The following is a 21568-nucleotide window of genomic DNA, read 5'->3' on the forward strand; positions in this document are numbered from 1 at the left end:
GGCCGGTGCGAGGAGCACCGGCCTTTTTGGTATCGGGTAGTTCGAAAACGGGCCGTCCGGCTCAGTCTTCGTCCTTCCAGCCCCAGAACAGGAAGCAGGGCGGGACATTGATCGGCTCCATGCCGTTGTCGATCCGCTTGAAGTGGCGGGCCATGAATTCGCGCGCCTTGGGCGTGAACTGGTAGACCAGGAAAGCGCCGCCCTTGCGGATGACGCGGTAGGTGGCGGAAGCGATCGCCGGACCCACGCCGTCGGGCAGGGTCGAGAACGGCAGGCCGGACAGCACGTAGTCCGCCTTGTCATGGCCGTGCGCGCGCACGATGTCCTCGACGTCCGCCGCCGAGCCGAGCACCGGGATGAACCGGCTGTCGGTGATGGTGCGGCGCAGATAGTCGATGAACAGCGGATTGGTGTCGATGACGATCAGCTGTCCGTCGCGACCGAGACGGTCGAGCACCGGGCGGCAGAACGTGCCGACTCCGGGGCCGTACTCGACGAAAAGCTTGCAGTTGGCCCAGTCCACCGGGGCCAGCATGCGATTGATCGTGAAGCGCGAGGACGGAACGATCGAACCGACCATCACGGGATTGCGCAGGAAGCCTTCGATGAACACGCCCCAAGGTCCAAGGCTGTGTTTGATCTTCCGCTTGATCCGCTGGGGCAGCGCCTCTCGGGCAAGCTCGGTACTGGTCATGCTTGAGGAAGCTCTCGCGTTTGTTGTCGTCCGGCGAAGGGCGATTCGGTGACAGATCGGGGCCGACTTTGCAAGCAAGCGTCGGCCAATGTTACGTGGAGGTTACAGAATCTCGTGGACCTTTTCCTGCGGACGGCACAGCCGCACGCCCTTTTCGGTCTCCACGAGGGGGCGTTCGATCAGCGCCGGTTCGGCCGCCATCGCCGCCAGAACGGTGGCGTCGTCGGCCTCGGGCAGGCCGCGCTCGGCGGCGTCGGTGCCGCGTTGGCGCAGGCCCTGCTGCGGGGTGATGTCGGCATCGCGGTAGAGCTGGGCGAGCTTTTCGGCCGAGGGCGCGGTCTTGAGATATTCGATCACTTCGACCTCGACGCCCGGAGTTTCCTCCAGGATCGCCAGGGTCTTGCGCGAAGTGCCGCATTTCGGGTTGTGCCAGATGGTCGCCTTCACGGGCGTTGCTCCTGTCGTTCGGGTGATGTCGTTTTCAGAGGTGCCAGGGCCGGCACTTTGCGCGCGGCGTCGCGGGGAGCGATTCCCGGCGCGGGCGCGGCGCTGATGGTTTCCTCGCGGCGCAGGACCCTACCGGCGCGCTGCACGGCGGCGATCAGGCGCGGATAGACGCCGCAGCGGCAGAGATTGGGGAGCGCCTCGCGGATTTCCGCCTCGCTCGGATTCGCATTGCGGGCGAGCAGGGCAGCGCCGCCGATGACGATGCCGGGCGTGCAGAAGCCGCACTGGATCGCCTGCTCGGCGACCATCGCCTGTTGCATCGGGTGCGAGCGGTCTGCCGACAGCCCCTCGATGGTGGTGACGAAGCGGCCCTCGCACTCGCCCAGCGTGACGAGGCAGGCGCGCAGGGCGCCGCCGTCGACCAGCACCGTGCAGGCGCCGCAGTCGCCTACGCCGCAGCCATACTTGGTTCCGGTGAGATTCGCGCCGTCGCGCAGCGCCCAGAGCAAGGGCACCTGCGGGTCCATGGCGATTTCGACCGGATGATCGTTGACGGTCAGGCGCGGCATCGCGCTTCCTTATGCGCGCCGCCGGCATTGCGCCAGAGCACGGCCTGCGACGGAGCGGTGCTCATGCACGGCCTGTCGTGCTCTGGACCGCCGTGCATCAGCGCAGGGCGACCCGGATACCGGCCCAGAAGGTGCGCGGTGTGCCGAGATCGATCGAGCCGTTCTGATTGCGGGTGACGATGTCCTCGTCGGTCAGGTTCTCGGCGCGGAGGATCAGCGACACCGGACCCGTCACCGGAACCTGCATGTAGCCGTCCAGCGTCGTCGCAGCGGGCAGCACGTAAGTCTCTAGATCGTCCTCGTACTGGGCGCCGACATGGCGCAGGGTCGCCGCGAAACGCCAGCCCTCCGCCGGGAGCCAGGCGAGCGTGGCACTGGCGGCGAACTTCGGCGTCTGCGAGGGGCGAAGACCGTCGAGGTCCGGATCATCCGCGCGAACCTTGGCGTCGGTCCAGGCCAGCGCGCCGTCGAAGCGGACTTTGCCGAGGTCGAGTGCGGCGGCGGCTTCCAGCCCGCGCGCATGCACCGCGTTTACGTTCTGCCGTTCGCGGGTCGTGCCGTTCAGCGTTACGTTGGCCACCGCATCCTTCACCTTGTTGTCGAAGGCGGTCAGCGAGAGGGTCAGGGCCTCCAGCGGATGCAGGTCGATCCCCGCCTCGTAGCCGCGCAGGCGTTCGGGCTTGAGGTTCGGATTGGCCTCGGTCGTGATCGGGAAGACGACGAAGGGGCGGTAGAGTTCGTTGAGCGTCGGCAGGCGCATGCCGCTATAGGCGGCGGCGCGCAGGCTCACGGCCTTGCCGGCGTGCCACACCAGACCGGCGCGACCGTTGCCCATCCAGCCCGAGCGGTTCGCATAGGCATCGTCCTTAAGCACGGCACCGGCGGGACTGACCGAGCGATAGAAGCCGTTGCGGATGGTCCAGCGGTCGGCGCGGCCACCGGCGGTGAGCACGAGGTCGCCCAGAGTCCAGTCGTCTTCGGCATAGAAGCCGAGGTCGGACTGGTTGCCGCCCGCGCGGCGGACATCCTGCTGACCGGTGTAGGAAAGTTCCAGCAGGCGCCCGTCACTCAGGCGCAAGTCCGCGCCGATGCGCAGGACATGGTTCTCGCCCACCGGCGGGCGCAGTTCGGCCTTGCCGCCGATCGCGGTGGTCGGGGTGCGGTGCTGGTCCAGCGTCTTTTTGAAAGTGCTCGAACTGATCACGATGTTCGAGAAGTCCTGCGCCTGTACATAGCCGAGCACGTCGAACTGCCAGTCGCCCCGACCGACCAGTCGCAGCGAGGCCTGCTGGCCTTCCGAGGTCGAATCGGCGCCCTTGAAGCGCAAGGTGCGCTGGTCGCCATAGGCGAGCACGGAGGCCTGGAGTTCCACGTCCCCGCTCAGCGGCGCGACGGCGCGCAGCGAGGCCGACCAGCTGTCATAGGCGGCGCGGGCGGAAGCCGGAACGCGCTGGTCCCTCGGCGTGGTCCAGAAGCCTTCGCCCCGGTCCCACTGCACGCTGGCGACGAGGAAGCCCGCGCCCAGCTTCGGCGCGATGGTGGCCGAGGTCTGGGTCTCGCCGCGATCGTTGACGAGGGCACTGCCTTGCAGGGCGCCGATCTGGTCGGGCCCGGCGCTGGTCATCTCGATGGTGCCCGCCACCGCGCCCGAGCCGAAGGCGCCCGAACCGCCGCCGCGCGTCACCCGGATCGACGAAAGCCGCTCCGGTGCGATGGCGCTGTAGGGGATATAGCCGAAGAATGGGTTCGCCACCGGCACCCCGTCGAGCAGGACCAGCGTGCGGCTCGACGCATTGCCGCCCAGCGCGCGCAAGGTTGCGCCCTGTGAGGAAGGATTGGCCGAGCGGCTGTCCGAGCGGCGGAACTGGGAAAAGCCCGCCACCGAATTCAGCACGTCCTCGATCCGGCCCGAGGCGCTGGCGATCACCGCGTCGCGCTCGATGGTCTCGACATCATAGGCCGGGGTGGCCGGTCCCGATTCGAGGCCGTGGCCGGTTACGATGATCGGGGCGCCGGGCTGCGCGGTCTCTTCGGCCAGAACCGGCGCCGAAGAAAGCGCGGCACAGCCTGCCAGCAGGGCGGCTCGGTAGCGGAGCATGTTCACGTCAGGCCGGATCGATCGTGAGGACGACGGGCTCAAGACCTTCGACGCGGCCTTCCAGCCGGTCCCCCGGTGCGACCGGGCCTACGCCCGCAGGCGTGCCGGTATAGATCAGGTCGCCGGGTGCAAGGTGGTAGAGGCGCGAAAGGTCGGCGATCAGTTCGGGCAGGCTCCAGATCATCTCGGAGAGCGGCGCGTCCTGCCGGGGCTCGCCGTTCTGGGTGAGGGTGATGCGCTGCTCGCCCGGCGTGCCGAACGCCTCGGCGCGGGTGATGGCGCCTATCACGGCGCCGTTCTCGAAGTCCTTGCCCATGTCCCAGGGATAGCCCTTGGCCTTGGCGGCGTTTTGGAGGTCGCGCCGGGTCATGTCGAGCCCGCAGGCATAGCCGTAGACGAGGTCCATGGCCTGTTCCGCTGCGACTTCGAAGCCGTGGCCGCCCAGCGCGACGACGAGTTCCATCTCGTAATGGCAGTCCTGCGTGCCGGGCGGATAGGCGATTGCGCCGCCCGAATGGCAGAGCGCGGCGGGGGCCTTGGTGAACCAGATCGGCGCCTCGCGGTCGACCGCATTGCCGAGTTCGCGCGCATGGGCTGCGTAGTTGCGCCCGACGCAGAAAATCCGGCGCACGGGGTAGCGGGCATCCTCGCCCAGGACGGAGACGGCGGGGGCTTCGGGCAGTTCGAACAGCAGGCTCACTCGCAATTTCCCTTCCTTGCTTGGCGGGAGCCATAAAGCGCGATCTCCGCCGGGAAAAGCGCAACCCGCTTGCCGTCCCCTGCGAAGGGCTTACATTTGCCGATGTGACCGAGAAACAATATTTATCCGGACGGCTCCTGCTGGCGATGCCGGGCATGTTCGATCCCCGCTTCGACCACAGCGTGAGCGTGCTTTGCGTCCATGACGAGAACGGCGCGCTGGGCATCGGCATCGGCCGGCTGCGCGAAGGCGTGCGCTTCCACGAGATTCTCGAAGAACTGGGCATCGACCCCGGCGTCGCGCCGGACTGCGAGGTCCACGAAGGCGGTCCGGTCGAGCCGGGGCGCGGCTTCGTGCTCCATTCGCCCGACTGGGGCGGCAGCGACACGGTCGAGGTTCATCCGCTCTGTTCGCTTTCCGCCTCGATGGATGTGCTGCGGGCGATTGCCGAAGGGCGCGGGCCGAAGCGCTGGCTGATGTCGCTGGGCTATGCGGGCTGGGCGCCGGGGCAGCTCGAAGGCGAGATGCGGCAGCATGGCTGGTACGCGGCGGATCCGCATCCGGAAATCCTGTTCGACACGGCGGTCGCCGATCGATGGACCGCGACCTGGCGGGCCGAGGGGATCGATCCGGCGCTGCTGTCGAGCCAGACCGGCAGCGCCTGACGGGTCAGCGCGGCGTATCGGCTGCGCGCAGCAAGGCAAGATCCTGCGGGCGATCGATGTCGAGATGGACCGCCGGATCTTCGGTCTCGACGAAGATGACATCCCCGCGGCCGCGCAGCAGGCGTCCCGCGCCCTCGTCGCCGGAGAGCCGCGCGATCTCGGGGTAGAGGCGGGCGGACAGCAGTACCGGATGGCCCGGCCTGCCGTCGCGGCGGGGCAGTGCGGCGCTGCCGTCCCCGATCCCGCTCCCGATCCCGGCGGCGAGGCGCGCGGCCATGTCATGGGGCACGCGGGGCATGTCGCCGAGGAACACGAAGACGCCGTTCGTATCGTGCAGGGCCGCGATCCCGGCCTTGAGCGATTCCGACAGCGCGTCGCTGGTGATGCGGAGCACTTCGACCGGCGGGTTTTCCGGCCATGTTCCGCAGTCGAGGCCGTCCCGCGCCACCACGAGCACGCGAGAGACCGGCGCGGCGCGGGCGGCGCGGACGGCGTGGAACAGCAGCGGTTCGCCATCGAGCAGGGCGGAGAGCTTGTCGCCGCCGAACCGCCGCGAGGCTCCCGCTGCCAGTACGAGCGCGGCGAAAGTCATGCCCGCTCGCGCGCCGGGTTCAGCGCCTGCATGATCTCGGCGATGATCCCCGTGGCGACTTCCCAGGGCGACTTGCCGAGTCCGGCCACGCCCGGCGAAAGATGGAGCCGGGCCAGTTGTTCCGGCGTCGCTCCGGCATTTTCGAGTGCACCGCGCCGCGCCGCCGCGCGCGACTTCGCGCCGATCATGCCGACATAGCCCGCCCCGCCGCGCAGCGCGGCGAGGCAGCCGCCGAGATCGTGGTGATCCTCGTGCGTGGCGCCGAGATAGGCGGTCCAGCGGTCCACTCCCAACTCTGCCAGCGCCGTCGCGGGATCGCTGCGCATGTAACGGGAGACGGGGAAGGGCGGCGCCGCCGTGGGGCCGTCGGGACGCAGCAGGATCGTCTCGAACTGCGAGAGGGCGGCAAGCCGGGCTGCTGCCAAGGCCCCCGGATCGCCGCCGGAAACGATCAGGCGGCGGGGCGGGTCATAGCGACGGGCGAGCGAGAACGGCGTTTCGGAGAGGTCGAGCAGCGGTCCCGCATCGGCGGTTACGTGCTGTGCGGTGCCGTCGCTGTGCCAGCGGCAGGCGCGGCGGGCCGCGCCGTGGCGCAGCAACTCGGCCGCCGCCGCACTGTCGGCGGCGATGCGCTCGACCAGGACATGCAGGGCGCCGCCGCAGCGCAGGCGGATGTCGATCCACGGACTGCCGTTGCCGTAGTGGAGGCGGCGCGGGAGACCGTCGGCGAGGACCTGCATGGCATGGCCGGCCACGTCGCCTTCGATACAGTCTCCGGAAAAATAGCCGCTGGCATCGATGTCGGCCCTATCGTCGGGCGCGACGAACAGCATCTGCGCGCCGGGGCCGCGCGGCGCGCTGCCTTCGACCCGGTAGAGCGTGGCGAGCGCGGCAGGGTGGCCGCCGTCTCGCGCGCGTGCCAGGGGGTGTCGAATGTCGTCGACCCAGCCGAACAGCGGCCAGTCGGCGTTTTCCAGTCCGCTCATTCCCGGTGGCGCGCCTGATCGAGGACTGCCAGGCCGTCGCCCACCAGTGGTGCGATGACCAGTCGATGAAGGATGCGCGCGGTGTCCTCGGCGCTCTGGTCCTGTCCCTTGGCCAGCCACCAGCCGAGAATGTCGATCGTGGCGCCGGTGCCGTGCACCACACCGAGATCCCGGGGCAGCCACTCGGCCGGATCGGCGAGGCCCTCGATCAGGCCGCGCGCCTGCCGGATGAACTCTTCCCGCACGATCCCGGCGGCACCGCCTGCCAGCAGGGCGGACCAGAGCGTCCGATGCTCGCCGACGTAGGTGCACAGCGCCAGCGTGGATTCGTAGCTGTTGGCGTGGAGGATGGGAATGGTCAGGGCCAGCAGCCCGGCTATCTCTTCCGAGGCGACATCTCCCAGCAGCGCTTCCTTCGTCGAATAGTGGCGGAAGAAGGTGGCATAGCCGGTGCCCGCCCGCGCCGAGATCTCGCGAATGGTGATCTGGTCGAAGGTCTTTTCCTCAAGCAGGGACAGCATGGCGGCGTTCAGCACCTTGCGGGAACGCACCTGCCGCGCGTCGGTAGGCGCGTCCTTCCTGAATTCCGCGAGATTTCCGTTCATGGCTGATCCGTAACACCCCGGAGAAAGGGTGTCTAACGCGGCGCTACAGCGGATCGCTGCATGACGTGATGAACGGGATTCAGTATTCCCCGATGCGGTCGGCGAACAGCAGGCGTCCGCCCGAAAGGTGCCAGAGCGCTTCGTTGAAGTCGGTGTTGCTCATCGCGAAGCAGCCTTCGCTGCGGCCGAGCTTGCCCCACTTCTGGATCATCGCCGCATCGACGTACCACGCCGGGTGCATCACGATGGCCCGTTCGAGCGCCATCGAATTGTCGTTGTCCAGGCCCTTGAGGCGGATCGAGGTGCCGTACTTGCCCGAGTACCACTCGCAAGTCAGGAAGGCCCCGCGCGAGGTGGCTTCCGATCCGGGCAGGTTGGAAAAGCTCTGCAGCCAGCCGCTGTGCGCCGGGTCCGAGCCGCGCCCGTGGGCGAGCAGGAAGGAGCGGACCGTGCCCGCCTCGATATTGGCGAAGTGCAGGCGCGGCTTCCACGAGGGCTGTGCGAAATCGGCGATGCCGACGAGGTCGGTCCGCCAGATCTGCGAGCGCACGCGCTGCACCTGCCGCGAGGCGACATCGAGGATGCGGCGCTGATAGGGGGTGAGGGCGCTCGGTACAGCGTCCAGCGTGCTGATGCCGCCACCGAGAGAGGGCAGCCCGGCAGGACCGATCTGTCCCGTCGCTGTTCCTGCCGTGTTTTCTGCTGCCAGCACGCGCGACGGCAATGCCAGGCTTGCGCCCGCCGCCAGTCCGCCCATGAGGACAGCACGTCGACCCAACGTCTGTTCCATACCGGTAAGTTAACCTAAACGCAGGGGACTTTCCAGTCCCATCGACGCCCGGTTCCCACGTGCAAGGCGGGCTACCGCAAGGGTTAACCGGTTTGCCGACCTCGGCGGCGCGGCAGCGATTCGCAAGCTCGGCCCGGCGGAGGCAAAGCGCGTCCACCGGGCAAATGGAATCGTCAGGCGGCGACTTCCAGCGGCTTGCGGGCGTGCTGGCGGATCCAGTCCTCCAGCACCGGAGCGATGCGGGTGCGCCACTTGTTGCCGTTGAAAATGCCGTAATGGCCGACGTTCTCGGCAAGCAGGTACTTCTTCCTGCTGTCCGGCAGATGGGTGGCAAGCTTGAGCGCGGCCTTGGTCTGGCCGATGCCGGAGATGTCGTCCCGCTCACCCTCGACCGCGAGAAGGGCGGTGTCGAGAATCGCGGAAGGGTCGATGCGTTCGCCGCGATGGACGAATTCGCCCTTGGGTAGCGAGTGCTTCTGGAACACGTGCTCGATGGTCTGGAGATAGTAGTCGGCGGTCATGTCGCAGACCGAGCGGTATTCGTCGTAGAAGGCCTTGGTGGCCGCCGCGCCTTCGCCGTCGCCGGTGACGAGGTGCTTGAACATGCCATAGTGGCTCATCATGTGGTTGCCGAGGTTCATCGCCATGAAGCCCGCGAGCTGGAGGAAGCCCGGATAGACCTTGCGACCGGCGCCCGGATAAGTGAGCGGAACGGTGGCGATGACGTTGTTCTCGAACCACGAGAGCGGCTGCTGCATCGCCACGTCGTTGACGCTGGTCGGGGCCTCGCGGGTATCGACCGGGCCGCCCATCATGGTCAGCGTGGCCGGGCGGCAGGGGTGCTGCTGCTTGCCCATGATCGCGGCGGCGGCGAAAGCCGGGACCGAGGGCTGGCAGACGGCCAGCATGTGGGCGCCGGGTCCGATGTGTTCGAGGAAGCCGATCAGGTAGTCGATATAGTCGTCTAGGTCGAAACGGCCCGCATCCGAGGGCACCAGCTTCGCGTCGGCCCAGTCGGTGATGTAGACTTCGCAGCTTTCCAGCATGCGGGCGACGGTGCCGCGCAGCAGGGTGGCGAAGTGGCCGCTCATCGGCGCCACGACCAGCAGCTTGGGCGCGTCCTTGGGCAGGCCGGCGTGGGTGAAGCGGATCAGGTCGCCGAAGGGGCGGCGCAGCACGATCGATTCGGTGATGTCGTAAGTCTTGCCGCCGGTGGTGACGGTCTCGATGTCGAAGGCGGGCTTGCCGCGCGGCGCGGCGGCATGGGCGAAGACGTCAAGGGCCGAGGCCATGACCGGGCCGAAGCCGAAGTAACCCATGGGAAGGGCGGGATTGCTGAGAAGTTCGGAGCTTACCGAAGCCCAGGCGGCGGCGCCGCTCAGCATGGTGCGCTGCAATTCGTAAGCGTTGTAAAGCAAGATGGATCTCCCGAACGGCAATGCGACCAGGCCGTCCCTGCTAGGTATAAAGGCCATTTGGGACCGAATCGTTGCCTGCGCAATGCGGTAAACCCGATTGCAGCCATCGACGGATGCGAAGGCTTTGATCGTAAAGGCGCTTTTCATATATCTTTTCCTCGGGCCGGGGACAGGATAAGGCCGCGCCTATGGACGCCAACGCGGGGCAGGACGGGCTGCCCAAGAACGAGAACGCCACCGTCACCGGGCGTGGCACCGAAGCCGGGGCTCCGCGCCGCAAGGGAGGGCGTGGGGGCGGCCGGGGGAATCTGGGCGCGCTCCGCATGGTCTGGCGCGAACTGTTCAATTATCCCGGACGCATGGCGATCGCCGGTCTCGCGCTGCTGACGACGGCGACGTCCACTCTCGCGATCCCCTACGGTTTCCGCCAGATCGTCGATCAGGGCTTCGCGCAGGGTGCCGATCCCGCGGCGATCCGCTGGTGGTTCGTCATGCTGCTGGGCGTCGTCACCGTGCTTTCGGTGGCGACGGCGATCCGCTTCTACAGCGTCTCGTGGCTGGGCGAGCGCGTCGTTGCCGACGTGCGCCTGCGTGTGCAGCGGCACCTGCTGACGTTGTCGCCCAGCTTCTTCGAGGAGAACAGCCCCAAGGAAATCGCCTCGCGGATGACGGCGGACACCGCCATCATCGAGACGGTGGTGGGCACCACGGTCTCGGTGGCGCTGCGCAATGCGATCATGGCGGTAGGCGGGGTGGCCTATCTCTTCGTGCTGGCGCCGACCCTGACGCTGGGTCTCGTCGTCGCGATTCCGGTGGTGATCCTGCCGATCGCCGCCTTCGGGCGCCGATTGCGCGCCGTCGCCCGGCAGAGCCAGGACCGGGTGGCGGACATCGGCGCGACCACCAGCGAGGTCTTCGGCGCCCTGCGCGTGGTCCAGGCCTTCAACCAGGAAGGCCGCGAGCTGGAGCGCTTCTCCGGCGCGGTCGAGCGGACTTTCGAGACCGGGAGACACCGCATCGCCTTGCGCGCGGTGATGACCGCGACAATCATGTTCCTGATCTTCGCCTCGATCACCGTCATCATGTGGCGCGGCGCGATCGGCGTGGCCGAGGGGACGATCACCGGCGGCACGATAGCCGCTTTCGTGGTGACGGCGGGCATCGTCGCGGGCGCTTTCGGCTCGCTCACCGAAGTCTACGGCGATCTCGTGCGCGGTGCGGGTGCTGCCAGCCGCCTCGCCGAACTGCTCAGCGAGCATCCGACGATCACCGCTCCGGCGCGCCCGCTGGCGCTGCCTTCGCCGGGGCGCGGCAAGCTCGCCTTCGAGCGCGTGACGTTCCGCTATCCCTCGCGCCCGGAACTGGCGGCACTTCACGATTTCAGCCTCTCGATCGAGCCGGGCGAGACGGTGGCGATCGTCGGGCCTTCGGGCGCGGGCAAGTCCACGCTGTTCCAGTTGGCCGAGCGTTTCTACGATCCCCAGAGCGGCGCTATCAAGATCGACGGTGTGCCGCTGACGTCCGCCGATCCCTCCGAAGTGCGCCAGCGCATCGCGCTCGTGCCGCAGGAAGGCGTGCTCTTCGCCGCTTCCGCGCGCGACAACTTGCGCTACGGCAACCAGCAGGCGGACGACGAGGCGATTTGGCAGGCTGCCCGCGCCGCCAATGCCGAAGGTTTCCTGCGCGAATTGCCGCAGGGCCTCGACACTTTCCTCGGCGAGGACGGCGCGCGCCTGTCCGGCGGTCAGCGCCAGCGCATCGCCATCGCCCGCGCCCTGCTGCGCGACGCGCCGATCCTGCTGCTGGACGAAGCGACCAGCGCGCTCGACGCCGAAAGCGAGCGGCTGGTGCAGGACGCGCTGGAGCACCTGATGGAGAACCGCACGACCCTGGTGATCGCGCATCGCCTTGCCACCGTGCGCAAGGCGGACCGGATCGTGGTGATGGACGGCGGCCGCATCGCCGAACAGGGCACGCACGAGAGCCTGAGCCGGGCGGGCGGCCTCTATGCGCGGCTGGCCTCGCTCCAGTTCGATGCGGACTCGGTTGCCGCCTTCGCCCGTTCGACGAACGCCTGATCGGGGCCGACAAACGACATTTCGGGACTGGCGTTGCCGAATATGGCAATTATGTTGCGCTGCTATCGACGGGCCGTTCCGGCTTGTCGCCAGACCGTTCGTGTCATGCAAATCAGAAAGGTGGGACCATGACCCGCATTCTCGGCCGGGTGCTCGCTTCGACAGCGCTCGCTACCGCACTCAGCTTTTCCGCCGTTCCGGCGCTGGCCGAAACGCCCGCGTCTTCGGACCCGATGCAGATCGACCCGGCGAAGATGGACTGGGGCAAGTCCGGCATCCAGACCCAGTGGCAGGACAAGGCCGCCAAGCCCGGCGCCGACTTCGACAAGTTCGTGAACGGCAAGTGGGAAGCCGCTGTCGTGCTCCCCGCCGACCGCACCAACTGGGGTTCGTTCACCGCGCTGCGCGACCTTTCGGAACAGCGCGTCCACGCCATCATGGACGAACTGATCGCCTCCAAGCCCGCACCCGGTAGCGATGCCGCCCGCGTCGAGGCGGCCTATGCGGCCTTCATGGACGTCGATGCGATCAACAAGGCCGGTCTGGCCCCGGCGCAGCCTTACCTTGAGCGCATCTTCGCCGCCAAGACGCCCGACGACCTGATGAAGATCTTCGCCTCGCCCGGCTTCTCCTCGCCGCTCGGCGCCTATGTCGGCCCCGACGAGAAGCAGAGCGACATCAACGCCTTCCAGGTGGGCGTCGGCGGTCTCGGCCTGCCCGACCGCGACTACTACCTGAAGAACGACCAGCGTTCGCAGGACCTGCGCGCCAAGTACACCGACTACCTTACCTTCCTGCTCGGCAAGGCGGGTTATGCCGATCCGGCGACTGCCGCCAAGTCGGTCGTGGCGCTGGAAACCCGCATCGCCCAGGCCGACTGGGACCGTGCCGCCAGCCGCGACCCGGACCTTACCTACAACAAGCTGACCCTGGCCGAATTCGAAGGCCTCGGCGCCCCCGGCCTGATGCGCACCTTCATGGACACGATGGGCGCGGGCAAGGCGGGCTACGTGCTCGCCACAGAAATGCCGCCGACGCCGGAAGAGCTGAAGGCTGCGCGCATCGATCCCGCCAAGGCGCAGACCCTGTTCGGCGGCGGCGTTCCCGCCGTGGCCAAGCTGGTCTCGGACGTGCCGGTCGCCACCTGGCAGGCCTGGCTCGCGGCGCACTTCCTGCGCAGCAACGCCGCCGTGCTGCCCAGCGACATCGACGATGCCAACTTCGCCTTCTACGGCAAGGTCATGAGCGGCCAGCCCGAGCAGCGCGCCCGCTGGAAGCGCGGCGTCGCCGCGGTCGAGGGCATGGCCGGTGAACTCGTCGGCAAGATCTATGCCGAAAAGTACTATCCGCCCGAAGCCAAGGCGGCGATGACCGACCTCGTCGCCAACTTGCGCAAGGCCATGGCGGTCAACCTCAAGGACCTGGCCTGGATGGGCCCGGAAACCCGCAAGGAGGCCCAGGCCAAGCTCGATGCCTTCAATCCCAAGATCGGCGCCCCGGCGAAGTACAAGGAATACGAAGGCCTGACCTTCTCGGCCACCGATCCGCTCGGCAACGCGATTGCCGCCGGTTCGTGGGAGAACGACGACCAGATGAAGCGCATCGGCCAGCCGGTCGACAAGACCGAATGGTTCATGCTGCCCGAGACGGTCAACGCCTACTACAACCCGCCGTTCAACGAGATCGTGTTCCCGGCCGCCATCCTCCAGCCGCCGTTCTTCAACGTCTCGGCTGACCCGGCGGTCAACTACGGCGGCATCGGCGCGGTGATCGGCCACGAGATGGGCCATGGTTTCGACGACCAGGGCGCCAAGTCCGACGGCACCGGCAACTTGCGCGACTGGTGGAGCGCGGCGGACAAGGCCAACTTCCAGAAGCTCCAGGACCGTCTGGAAGCCCAGTACAACAGCTTCTGCCCGTTCGACGACGGCAAGACCTGCGTCAACGGCAAGCTGACCATGGGCGAGAACATCGGCGACCTCGGCGGCCTCAGCCTGGCCTACCGCGCCTACAAGCTCTCGCTGAACGGCAAGGAAGCCCCGGTGATCGACGGCCTGACCGGCGACCAGCGCTTCTTCATGGCCTGGGCGCAAGTCTGGCGCAGCAAGTACCGCGAGGAATCGGTGCGCCAGCAGCTCATCACCGATCCGCACTCGCCCGCGCATTACCGCATCAACGGCATCGTCCGTAACTTCGACGAATGGTACAAGGCCTTCGGCGTGAAGCCTGGCGACGCCCTCTACCTGCCGCCCGCCCAGCGCGTGCGGATCTGGTAAGGAAACTGTAAGGAAACGGGGCTCGGTTCGACATGGACCGGGCCCCGAACTTCAAAACGCGGCCAACCGTATTTTCTGAACGACTATAGGGACTAGAGCGCCGTCCAGCGGGTTGACTTGACCGATACGTCCGGCATGACCTCGACCCCATGAGCTTGACCCTTACCGCGATACTCCTCGGCATTGTCGAGGGCCTCACCGAATTCCTGCCCGTCTCCTCGACCGGCCACCTGATTTTGGCCACACGGCTGTTCGGGTACGATTCGAGCCAGTGGGCCACTTTCAACATCGTCATCCAGCTGGGCGCGATCCTGGCGGTGATCGTGCAGTTCTGGCGCACGTTCTGGGCGGTGGGCATAGGGCTGCTCAAGCTCAATCCCAACTCGATCCGTTTCGTGCGCAACGTGCTGCTGGCGTTCATTCCCTCGGCGGTGCTGGGCCTGCTGTTCAACAACTATATCGAAGGCCTGCTGGGCGAACCCGCCGTGGTCGCCTGGGCGCTGATCATCGGCGGCATCGCCATTCTCGGGATCGAGAAAGTGGCGAAGCCCGGTCCGCTGACCGGCGTTTCCGAGCTGCCCGCCGTCAAGTGCATCGGCGTCGGCTTTGCGCAGTGCCTGGCGATGGTTCCGGGCGTCAGCCGTTCGGGCGCGACGATCATGGGCGCGCTGTCGATGGGGATCGAGCGCCGGACGGCGGCCGAGTTCAGCTTCTTCCTGGCCGTGCCGACGATGATCGGCGCGACGACGCTGGAACTGCTCAAGCATCACAAGGAACTGATGGCGGGCACCGGCGCGGTGGGCTGGGGCGAGATCGGGATCGGCTTCGCCGTTTCCTTCGTGGTGGCGCTGGTCGTCATCAAGGCCTTCATGGCCTTCGTCAGCCGCTCGGGCTTTGCACCGTTCGCCTGGTATCGTATCGTCGCCGGCGCACTTGCACTTTTCCTGCTTTCGCGGGTCTGATCAGGGATTTGAACCATGGCCGAGAACGATCACAAGAAGCTCGGCCGTAACGACTACGAGAAGCTGCTGGAGCCGATGCAGGAGGAGCTGGTGGGCATGGCCCGCTGGGCTTCCTCCACCGGCGCCCGCATCGTCGTCCTGTTCGAAGGACGGGACACGGCGGGCAAGGGCGGGGCGATCAAGGCCGTGGGCGGCCAGCTCAATCCCCGCCAGTGCCGCACCGTCGCGCTCACCGCGCCCAGCGAGCGCGAGCAGGGCCAGTGGTACTTCCAGCGCTATGCCGAGCACCTGCCGACCCGCGGCGAGATCGTGCTGTTCGACCGCAGCTGGTACAACCGGGCCGGGGTCGAGAAAGTCATGGGCTTCGCGACCGGCTCGGAAGTGAAGCGCTTCCTCCAGCAGGCCCCGGTGTTCGAGCGCATGCTCGTCGACGACGGCATCCTGCTGTTCAAGTACTGGCTCGCCTGCGACCAGGACAAGCAGGAGGAGCGCCTCCACGAGCGACTCGACGATCCGCTCAAGCGCTGGAAGCTCTCGCCGATCGACGTCGCCGCGCGTGAACGCTACGACGACTATACCAAGGCGCGCGAGGTCATGCTCAAGGCCACGCACAAGAAACATGCGCCGTGGACGGTGGTTGACTTCAACGACCAGCGAATCGGTCGGCTCACGCTGGTGCGCGACCTGCTGGACCGCCTGCCGGATACCAAGGTCGAGCCGCAGACGATCAAGATGCCGAAGCTGAATCACGCGCCCTACAACGAGAAATTCGGCGTTCTGAAGCCGATCGACTCCTTCGATACGGAGTGAATCAAGCCTCCTGCGCTTGACTTTGGGCTGTCACTATCGCATGGGCCGCAACCTTGAGGGGCGGCGCTCGATTGCCGCCCTGAAATTTTTCAACGGAACGCCGGCCGGCCAGGGCGGCTGAAACGAGAGATACAGGAAACCGCCATGGCGAAGCCCGCAACCGTCAAGATCCGTCTTGTCTCGACCGCCGACACCGGCTTCTTCTACGTCACGAAGAAGAACCCGCGCAACACGACCGAGAAGATGACCTTCCGCAAGTACGACCCCGTCGTGCGCAAGCACGTCGACTTCAAGGAAGCCAAGATCAAGTAAGGTTTCCTTCGGGAACTTTGCGATTAAGGGGCGGTTCAAGCCTGCAAACCCAATGGGAGCATCATGAACCGCACCTTCAAGATCTTTCGCTCTTGCGTAAGCGCGGCCAGTTTGGCCGCGCTTTGCGTTCCTGCCCTCCTTCCGGCGGCGCCCGCGCTTGCGGCCCCGTCTGCCGACGCTGCGCAGCTTAACCAGGCCGTCGAGGCGCTGCGCGCGATCTCGACGATGAAGGCCGATTTCGTCCAGACGGACCGCAACGGCCAGAGTCTGACCGGTGAACTGACGCTGATGCGTCCCGGCAAAATCCGCTTCCAGTACGAGAAGAGCGCCCAGATGCTGATCGTCAGCGACGGCAAGGCGCTGACCATGATCGACTATTCGGTGCGGCAGGTGCAGCGCTGGCCGATCAGCAACAGCCCGCTCGGCGCACTGCTCGACCCAAAGCGTGACGTGGCGAAGTTCGGCACGGTCAAGCAGACCGGCAATCCCAACGTCGTCAGCATCGAGGTCCGCGATCGCTCGCATCCCGAGTACGGCGTCATCACCCTGATCTTCACCCGCAAGGCCTCGGCACCGGGCGGGCTGGAACTCAGCTACTGGGTCGCGCTCGATTCGCAGAACAAGCGCACGACGATCGCGCTATCGAATCAACGCTACGGCGTCCCAGTGACGGACAACGATTTCCGTTGGAATGATCCGCGCCCCAGGACTCGTCGATAAAGGGCAACGCTTGGTCGCGAGTTGCCCGCTGACTGCGACGGAATGCGACACTTTTCTGAATTCCGTTCACTTGCCAGCAAGCCAAGAGCACCTACATTGAAATGGTCAGAGCGGCTCGAGGCGGGTTTCCCCCCTGTTGCCCACGCCTCCACAAGGGTCCTCTGATTTAGCGTGACGAACGCTTACATGAACCCTCGGTCCTCTGCCCCCGGACCGAGGGTTTTTGTTTTTTCTGGCTGCCTTTTCCGCCCGGCGGGGCTGCGAACGCTACCGCTCTGCGCTTCCGGTGCTCACGGCCATTCAGGCCGCTCCGCTCCGGTTCTCGATCGGCAGCATTCTCGCTCCCGCCGGACGAAAAAATCAGCCAGAAAAAATGCGCCTGTGTTTCGGTTGCACGTCGCCCCCGCCCTTCGGCTGGCGGTAGGCCGGCCGCTCAGGATGAACTGCCCGTAGGGCAGGCGGGGGTCCCGCTTTCTTGCGGCGTGGCTCTGGAAATTCGCAAAGGGCATCCCTATTGCCTGCGGCATGAAGATCGCCACCTGGAACATCAATTCTGTCCGCCTTCGCATCGACCAGGTCGAGCGTTTCCTGACCGAGCAGTCGCCCGACGTGCTCTGCCTCCAGGAAATCAAGGTCGCCGAGCACCTCTTCCCGCACGATATGTTCGAGCGACTCGGCTATACCCATCGCGCGATCCACGGGCAGAAGGGCTATCACGGCGTCGCCACCGTCAGCCGCGTGCCGTTCACCGAGTTCAGCCGCCATGACTGGCAGGACAACGGCGAGGCCCGCCACATCGGCGTGGAACTGCAAGGCGCCGGGCAGGGCATGATCCTGGAGAACGTCTACATTCCCGCCGGCGGCGATATCGCCGATCGCGAGGTGAACCTGAAGTTCGGCCAGAAGCTGGACTTCCTCGAACGCATGACGCGCTGGGCCGACAAGATCGACCGGCCCACCCTGATCGTCGGCGACTTCAACATCGCCCCGCTCGAATCGGACGTCTATAACCACAAGGCGCTGCTCAAGGTCGTCAGCCACACGCCGATCGAAGTGGAGACGCTGGGCCGCTTCCGCGACGCGCACGGCTGGGTCGATCTTGGCCGCGAGTTCATTCCCGCGCCCGAGCGCAACTATTCCTGGTGGTCCTACCGCAGCTACTGGCGCCAGAAGGACCAGGGCCGCCGCCTTGACCACATGTGGGCCTCGCCCGACCTTGCGAAGCAGGCGCGCGCGCACAGCTTCGTCGAGGAGACCCGCCGCTGGGAACAGCCGAGCGATCACGTTCCGCTCGTCACGGAGTTCGAACTCTGAGCACCGAGTTGCCCTCCGCCGGGTCGCGCCGGGTCGCGCTGGCGCTGGACGCGCTGCGCCATGGTTGGCCGGTGCGGATGGGCGAAGGTCATGTCCTGCTCCCGGCCGAGACCGGCTTCGCGCCCGGCGTCACGGCGCCGCGGATGCTGATCTCGGCGGCGCGGGCGGTGACGCTCAAGCTCGCCAACCAGCGCGAGGCTGCCGTTCCCGAGGCGCCCGTGCTGATTCGCGCGGCCGAGCCGTTCGATCTGGAGACCGCCCGCGCCGTGGCGGACCCGGCGCTCGACCTTGCTCACCCGATGAAAGGCCCGTTCGCGGCGGAGCATATCGAGGATATCGATCTCGCCCGCACCGCCATGGAACTGGCGCGGCTCGCCGGTATCTTGCCTGCCTTCCTCGTTGCGCCGGACATCGAAGGCGAGGCGCAGTCCGTTTCGCCTGAGGATCTTGCGGAATGGAAGGATACGGGCCGCCTCGTCATCGCCTCGCGCGCGCGCCTGCCGGTGGCGGCCTGCGAGGAGGCGGAGATCGTCGCGTTCCGTTCGCTGGATGACCTTCGCGAACATGTCGCGCTGGTGATCGGCGAGCAGGACGGCGACCGGGCGCCGCTGGTGCGGCTCCACTCGGAATGCCTGACCGGCGATATCCTCGGCAGCCTGAAATGCGACTGCGGCCCGCAACTCGATGCGGCGCTGCGGGCCATGGCCGACGAGGCCAGGGACGGGGGCTGGGGCGTGCTGCTCTACCTTCGGCAGGAAGGGCGCGGTATCGGTCTCGTGAACAAGCTGCGGGCCTATAGCCTTCAGGATCTCGGCTACGACACGGTGGATGCCAACAACCGCCTGGGCCTGCCGACCGAAGCGCGGGACTTCCCGGTGGCGGCGCGGATGCTCGACCTGCTCGGGGTCGGGGCGATCCGGCTGATGACCAACAATCCGGCCAAAGTCGCCGCGCTCGAAGGTGTGGGCGTCGAGGTGGTCGAGCGGGTGCCACACCAGTTGCCGCCTAACCCGCACAATGCGCGCTATCTCGAAACCAAGCGGGACCGCACCGGGCATATATTGTAGTTTGTCCGGACTGAAGTCCGGGCAAGAACAGGCGTTGACCTGTGCAGCAAAAAGCCCGGAGCGCGAACGAGGGTATGAGGGGGGCCGCGCTCCGGGACCGTCGGTCAGGGGATCATGAGAACGATCGATCCGACGACGGCTGCAACCGCGCCTATGAACAGCGCCGCCTTGCCGATGTCGCTCGGCTTGAAGCGGTCGTGATGCTGGGCGCGGTATTCCTGGAACTGTTCGGCGATTTCTGGCGTGGCGGCGAGCAGGCCGAGGTCGAGCGAGGTCGCGCGCCGGTTGAACCAGGCGTGGATTTCTTCGAGTTCGGCTTCCGTCAGCGCAGGATAGCGGACGAAGAGGGATGCCATGCGCGTGCGGTCGGCGGTGCGCAGGGCCTCGATATTTTCTGAAGACATGGTGGCGGTCCTGATCTGCATTCGGAGACGGCGCGCGCGAGAAAGCGGCGCCGGGCGAGGCGGATCAGGCGAGCGGCGGTGCGGTGCTGTCGGGAAGCCGCGCGGGGTGACCGCGCGGCGGCGGGCCGCGTACCTCGGGTCGCAAGTGCGGGGGCGTGGTCGTGGGCAGGAGGGCGAGGCGCGGGGTTGCGAGGGCAGTCGGCGCGATCGTCGGGAGCGCGGTCGTGGGCAGGGCCTGCGCCTTGCCGGTCTCGACCCGGCGTCCGGTTGCCAGCGCCAGATCGGCGGTGGCCGCGCTGAAAGCCGAGCCCTGTGTCCGCTCCAGCGGCGCGCGAATCGGCTCGGCTGCCTGAAGGCCGATCGCGGCCAGCAGCAGCAGCGCCCAGATTCGGAGACGCGTGAAGGAGGCCAGTATCTGTTGCGGGCCGCTCGGCATCCTCGAAAGCTAGGATCAACCGGCAGTCGAGACAAGCCCGACAGAGGGGTTAGAGCGCGCGCTCAGCGTTTCTCGAAAGAGGTCAATCCGGTGCCAAGCGCATTGTCGCCGAGCTTCAGCGGCTCGCCGGACCAGTCGGCCACGAAGGCGCTGTGGCGGTCGATGCCGGGGGCGAAGCGGGCATTGTTGTTCTCCACCGTCAGACCCGCCGAAGGATGGCTGCGGTGCTCGGCGGCGACGGCGATGAAGGCGGAGTAGTTCTCCTTGTCGCGGCCCTGCACGAACCAGTTGCCGGCGATGCGCCCGGTGGCGCCTTCGGGCAGGTCGATCATGTAGTTGGTGCCGCGCCCGGCCGAATCGTCGAAGCTGGAGCCGGTTAGCTCCACCCGCGCCGCACGGCTCTTCACGTAGTGGCCGCCGGTGCCTGCTTCGAAGCGGCTGCGCGTCACCGTCAGCGAGCCGTAGTTGCCGATGTAGAGCGAATGGGCGCAGCCCGATCCCTCGCACGTGCCGAGGCGGGTGAAAGTGGACTTGTCGATCAGGATCGTGCCTTGTGGGTCCTCGCCGCTGAGCAGGCCCTGCTCGCTGTCGCGGAACCAGGCCTGCGAGACCGAGAGGTTGCCGTGCTCCAGCCGCACGCCCGCGCCGTTCTTGTCGGGCACGCGGATATTGGCGAAGACCAGCCCCTCGATCCGGGCGCCGCGCCCGCGCAGGACCAGCGCGGCCTTGTCCTCGCAGGCCTTGCCGTCGAGCACCGACTGGCCGGGGACCTGCGCCTGATACGTGATCTCGCCCTTGCTCTGCACCGCGCAGTCGGAGAAGCGCAGCGAGGCGAAGCGGATCGTGCCGTTGCCATCGCCGATGGCGTCGACCGCGTCCTGAAGGCGGGTGAAGCTGCGCCCGGTCTCGACCACGGTATAGGGCGCGGCGTTCTCCGTCTGGCCGAACGAGGTGGCGGCGGGAACGGCGGCGAGCAGCGGAAGGCCGCAGGCGAGAGCGAGTCGGGTCGAGCGGTTCATGGCACCGGTCTAGCGCCTGCGGAGCGGAACGCTGCACCGCCTTTTGCCGCGTCCCACGGCGGGACAGAGCTTCAGCGCTATCGGCGGTCCTTCCGGCGGCGTTCCGGCTTAAGCTCTGTCTTGAGGTCTACCATCTCGCTGTGGCTGACGATCCATATCATCATGACGGCGGTCCACACCGCCACGATCAGCGTAAAGGCAACGACGATGGCCGGCACGTTTTCGGGAAAGCGCAGCAGCAGCCATGCCAGCCCGAGGCTCAAGGGCAGGAATGGAAGCGTCCAGCCCGCAAGGGCCAGCCATCCGGCGCGGCCGCGCGGCTGGCAATTGAACTGCCAACCCTTCCGATAGCAGACGAACAGGGTATCTTCCTGACTCATGCCTTATCCTCCTGGCTGTCCGGCGCGGCAGGCGGGCGGCCCCGGCGGGCTGGCTCGCTGACTTCCACTTTCATCCCGCGCCGGGCGAGCGCCTCGCGCAGCAGCACTTCGACCTGGGCATTGACCGAGCGGAAGTCGGCCGCGGCGCAGCGTTCCAGCGCTTCGTGCAGCGCCGGGTCCAGCCGCAGGGCAAAGGCCTTCTTGCTCGGACTCGCCATCCGTCCGC

At 67.1% G+C, this 21568-nt stretch carries 24 protein-coding genes; 9 read left to right on the forward strand and 15 right to left on the reverse strand.

Annotated elements, in window-relative coordinates; translation table 11 throughout:
* Positions 1-61: 61 nt before the first annotated feature.
* From AC4D6D_RS04655 to AC4D6D_RS04675, 5 genes are all read right to left on the reverse strand, one after another.
* A complete protein-coding gene (locus tag AC4D6D_RS04655) occupies positions 62-694 on the reverse strand; it encodes a methyltransferase domain-containing protein (protein WP_147218414.1) in 633 nt (210 codons plus the stop codon).
* A gap of 102 nt (positions 695-796) precedes the next feature.
* Positions 797-1141 carry an arsenate reductase family protein gene (locus AC4D6D_RS04660; protein WP_491326705.1) on the reverse strand — a complete coding sequence of 115 codons (345 nt, stop codon included), beginning with the start codon at positions 1139-1141 and terminating at the stop codon, positions 797-799.
* Entirely contained in the window at positions 1138-1710 is a 573-nt protein-coding gene (locus AC4D6D_RS04665) for a (2Fe-2S)-binding protein (RefSeq protein WP_147218418.1), read from the reverse strand. The genes AC4D6D_RS04660 and AC4D6D_RS04665 overlap by 4 nt, the downstream gene beginning before the upstream one ends.
* A gap of 97 nt (positions 1711-1807) precedes the next feature.
* Positions 1808-3808, reverse strand: a complete 2001-nt coding sequence (locus tag AC4D6D_RS04670) for a TonB-dependent receptor plug domain-containing protein (protein WP_491327203.1) — start codon at positions 3806-3808, stop codon at positions 1808-1810.
* A 7-nt stretch (positions 3809-3815) separates the two neighbouring features.
* A complete protein-coding gene (locus AC4D6D_RS04675; protein WP_491326706.1) occupies positions 3816-4508 on the reverse strand; it encodes a fumarylacetoacetate hydrolase family protein in 693 nt (230 codons plus the stop codon).
* Positions 4509-4663: 155 nt separating this feature from the next.
* Between AC4D6D_RS04675 and AC4D6D_RS04680 the strand changes: the two genes are divergently transcribed.
* A complete protein-coding gene (locus tag AC4D6D_RS04680; RefSeq protein WP_186829975.1) occupies positions 4664-5173 on the forward strand; it encodes a YqgE/AlgH family protein in 510 nt (169 codons plus the stop codon).
* 4 nt (positions 5174-5177) lie between these two features.
* On the opposite strand, the gene AC4D6D_RS04685 is transcribed toward AC4D6D_RS04680, so the two are convergent.
* The 5 genes from AC4D6D_RS04685 to AC4D6D_RS04705 form a co-directional block, all read right to left on the reverse strand.
* The gene (locus AC4D6D_RS04685) at positions 5178-5765 is read right to left on the reverse strand and encodes a nucleotidyltransferase family protein (protein WP_491326707.1); all 588 of its coding nucleotides are present in this window, start codon (positions 5763-5765) and stop codon (positions 5178-5180) included.
* Positions 5762-6751, reverse strand: coding sequence for an XdhC family protein (locus tag AC4D6D_RS04690; RefSeq protein ID WP_491326708.1), 990 nt, complete (start codon positions 6749-6751; stop codon positions 5762-5764). The genes AC4D6D_RS04685 and AC4D6D_RS04690 overlap by 4 nt, the downstream gene beginning before the upstream one ends.
* Complete coding sequence (locus tag AC4D6D_RS04695) at positions 6748-7356, reverse strand: TetR/AcrR family transcriptional regulator (protein ID WP_491326709.1); 609 nt, start codon at positions 7354-7356, stop codon at positions 6748-6750. The genes AC4D6D_RS04690 and AC4D6D_RS04695 overlap by 4 nt, the downstream gene beginning before the upstream one ends.
* A gap of 79 nt (positions 7357-7435) precedes the next feature.
* Positions 7436-8134: a murein L,D-transpeptidase catalytic domain-containing protein gene (locus AC4D6D_RS04700; protein WP_491326710.1), complete on the reverse strand. Its 699-nt coding sequence runs from the start codon at positions 8132-8134 to the stop codon at positions 7436-7438.
* A gap of 185 nt (positions 8135-8319) precedes the next feature.
* Complete coding sequence (locus AC4D6D_RS04705; RefSeq protein WP_491326711.1) at positions 8320-9564, reverse strand: polyhydroxyalkanoate depolymerase; 1245 nt, start codon at positions 9562-9564, stop codon at positions 8320-8322.
* 188 nt (positions 9565-9752) lie between these two features.
* Here AC4D6D_RS04705 and AC4D6D_RS04710 point away from each other — a divergent pair, with 188 nt between their 5' ends.
* The 8 genes from AC4D6D_RS04710 (at position 9753) to ribA (ending at position 19103) form a co-directional block, all read left to right on the forward strand.
* Positions 9753-11642, forward strand: coding sequence for an ABC transporter transmembrane domain-containing protein (locus AC4D6D_RS04710; protein ID WP_491326712.1), 1890 nt, complete (start codon positions 9753-9755; stop codon positions 11640-11642).
* Positions 11643-11770: 128 nt separating this feature from the next.
* A complete protein-coding gene (locus tag AC4D6D_RS04715; protein WP_491326713.1) occupies positions 11771-13918 on the forward strand; it encodes a M13 family metallopeptidase in 2148 nt (715 codons plus the stop codon).
* A 149-nt stretch (positions 13919-14067) separates the two neighbouring features.
* Entirely contained in the window at positions 14068-14880 is an 813-nt protein-coding gene (locus AC4D6D_RS04720; protein WP_491326714.1) for an undecaprenyl-diphosphate phosphatase, read from the forward strand.
* A gap of 15 nt (positions 14881-14895) precedes the next feature.
* Positions 14896-15690: a polyphosphate kinase 2 gene (ppk2, locus tag AC4D6D_RS04725; protein WP_491326715.1), complete on the forward strand. Its 795-nt coding sequence runs from the start codon at positions 14896-14898 to the stop codon at positions 15688-15690.
* Positions 15691-15834: 144 nt separating this feature from the next.
* Positions 15835-16002, forward strand: a complete 168-nt coding sequence (rpmG, locus tag AC4D6D_RS04730; RefSeq protein WP_021232219.1) for a 50S ribosomal protein L33 — start codon at positions 15835-15837, stop codon at positions 16000-16002.
* Positions 16003-16065: 63 nt separating this feature from the next.
* Positions 16066-16722: an outer membrane lipoprotein carrier protein LolA gene (locus AC4D6D_RS04735; protein ID WP_147218438.1), complete on the forward strand. Its 657-nt coding sequence runs from the start codon at positions 16066-16068 to the stop codon at positions 16720-16722.
* 525 nt (positions 16723-17247) lie between these two features.
* Complete coding sequence (gene xth, locus AC4D6D_RS04740; RefSeq protein ID WP_147218440.1) at positions 17248-18036, forward strand: exodeoxyribonuclease III; 789 nt, start codon at positions 17248-17250, stop codon at positions 18034-18036.
* On the forward strand, positions 17985-19103 hold the full coding sequence (ribA, locus tag AC4D6D_RS04745) for a GTP cyclohydrolase II (protein ID WP_491327204.1): 1119 nt from the start codon (positions 17985-17987) through the stop codon (positions 19101-19103). Before xth ends, ribA begins: the two co-directional genes overlap by 52 nt.
* Before the next feature lie 104 nt (positions 19104-19207).
* On the opposite strand, the gene AC4D6D_RS04750 is transcribed toward ribA, so the two are convergent.
* From AC4D6D_RS04750 to AC4D6D_RS04770, 5 genes are all read right to left on the reverse strand, one after another.
* Positions 19208-19507 carry a hypothetical protein gene (locus AC4D6D_RS04750; protein WP_491326716.1) on the reverse strand — a complete coding sequence of 100 codons (300 nt, stop codon included), beginning with the start codon at positions 19505-19507 and terminating at the stop codon, positions 19208-19210.
* 64 nt (positions 19508-19571) lie between these two features.
* Positions 19572-19943: a hypothetical protein gene (locus AC4D6D_RS04755; RefSeq protein ID WP_491326717.1), complete on the reverse strand. Its 372-nt coding sequence runs from the start codon at positions 19941-19943 to the stop codon at positions 19572-19574.
* Between the two features lie 62 nt (positions 19944-20005).
* Positions 20006-20962 carry a right-handed parallel beta-helix repeat-containing protein gene (locus AC4D6D_RS04760; RefSeq protein WP_491326718.1) on the reverse strand — a complete coding sequence of 319 codons (957 nt, stop codon included), beginning with the start codon at positions 20960-20962 and terminating at the stop codon, positions 20006-20008.
* Between the two features lie 77 nt (positions 20963-21039).
* Complete coding sequence (locus AC4D6D_RS04765; protein ID WP_491326719.1) at positions 21040-21342, reverse strand: hypothetical protein; 303 nt, start codon at positions 21340-21342, stop codon at positions 21040-21042.
* The gene (locus AC4D6D_RS04770) at positions 21339-21560 is read right to left on the reverse strand and encodes a type II toxin-antitoxin system antitoxin (protein WP_491326720.1); all 222 of its coding nucleotides are present in this window, start codon (positions 21558-21560) and stop codon (positions 21339-21341) included. Before AC4D6D_RS04770 ends, AC4D6D_RS04765 begins: the two co-directional genes overlap by 4 nt.
* Positions 21561-21568 lie beyond the last annotated feature (8 nt).

This window comes from Novosphingobium sp. BF6 (genome assembly GCF_058273105.1).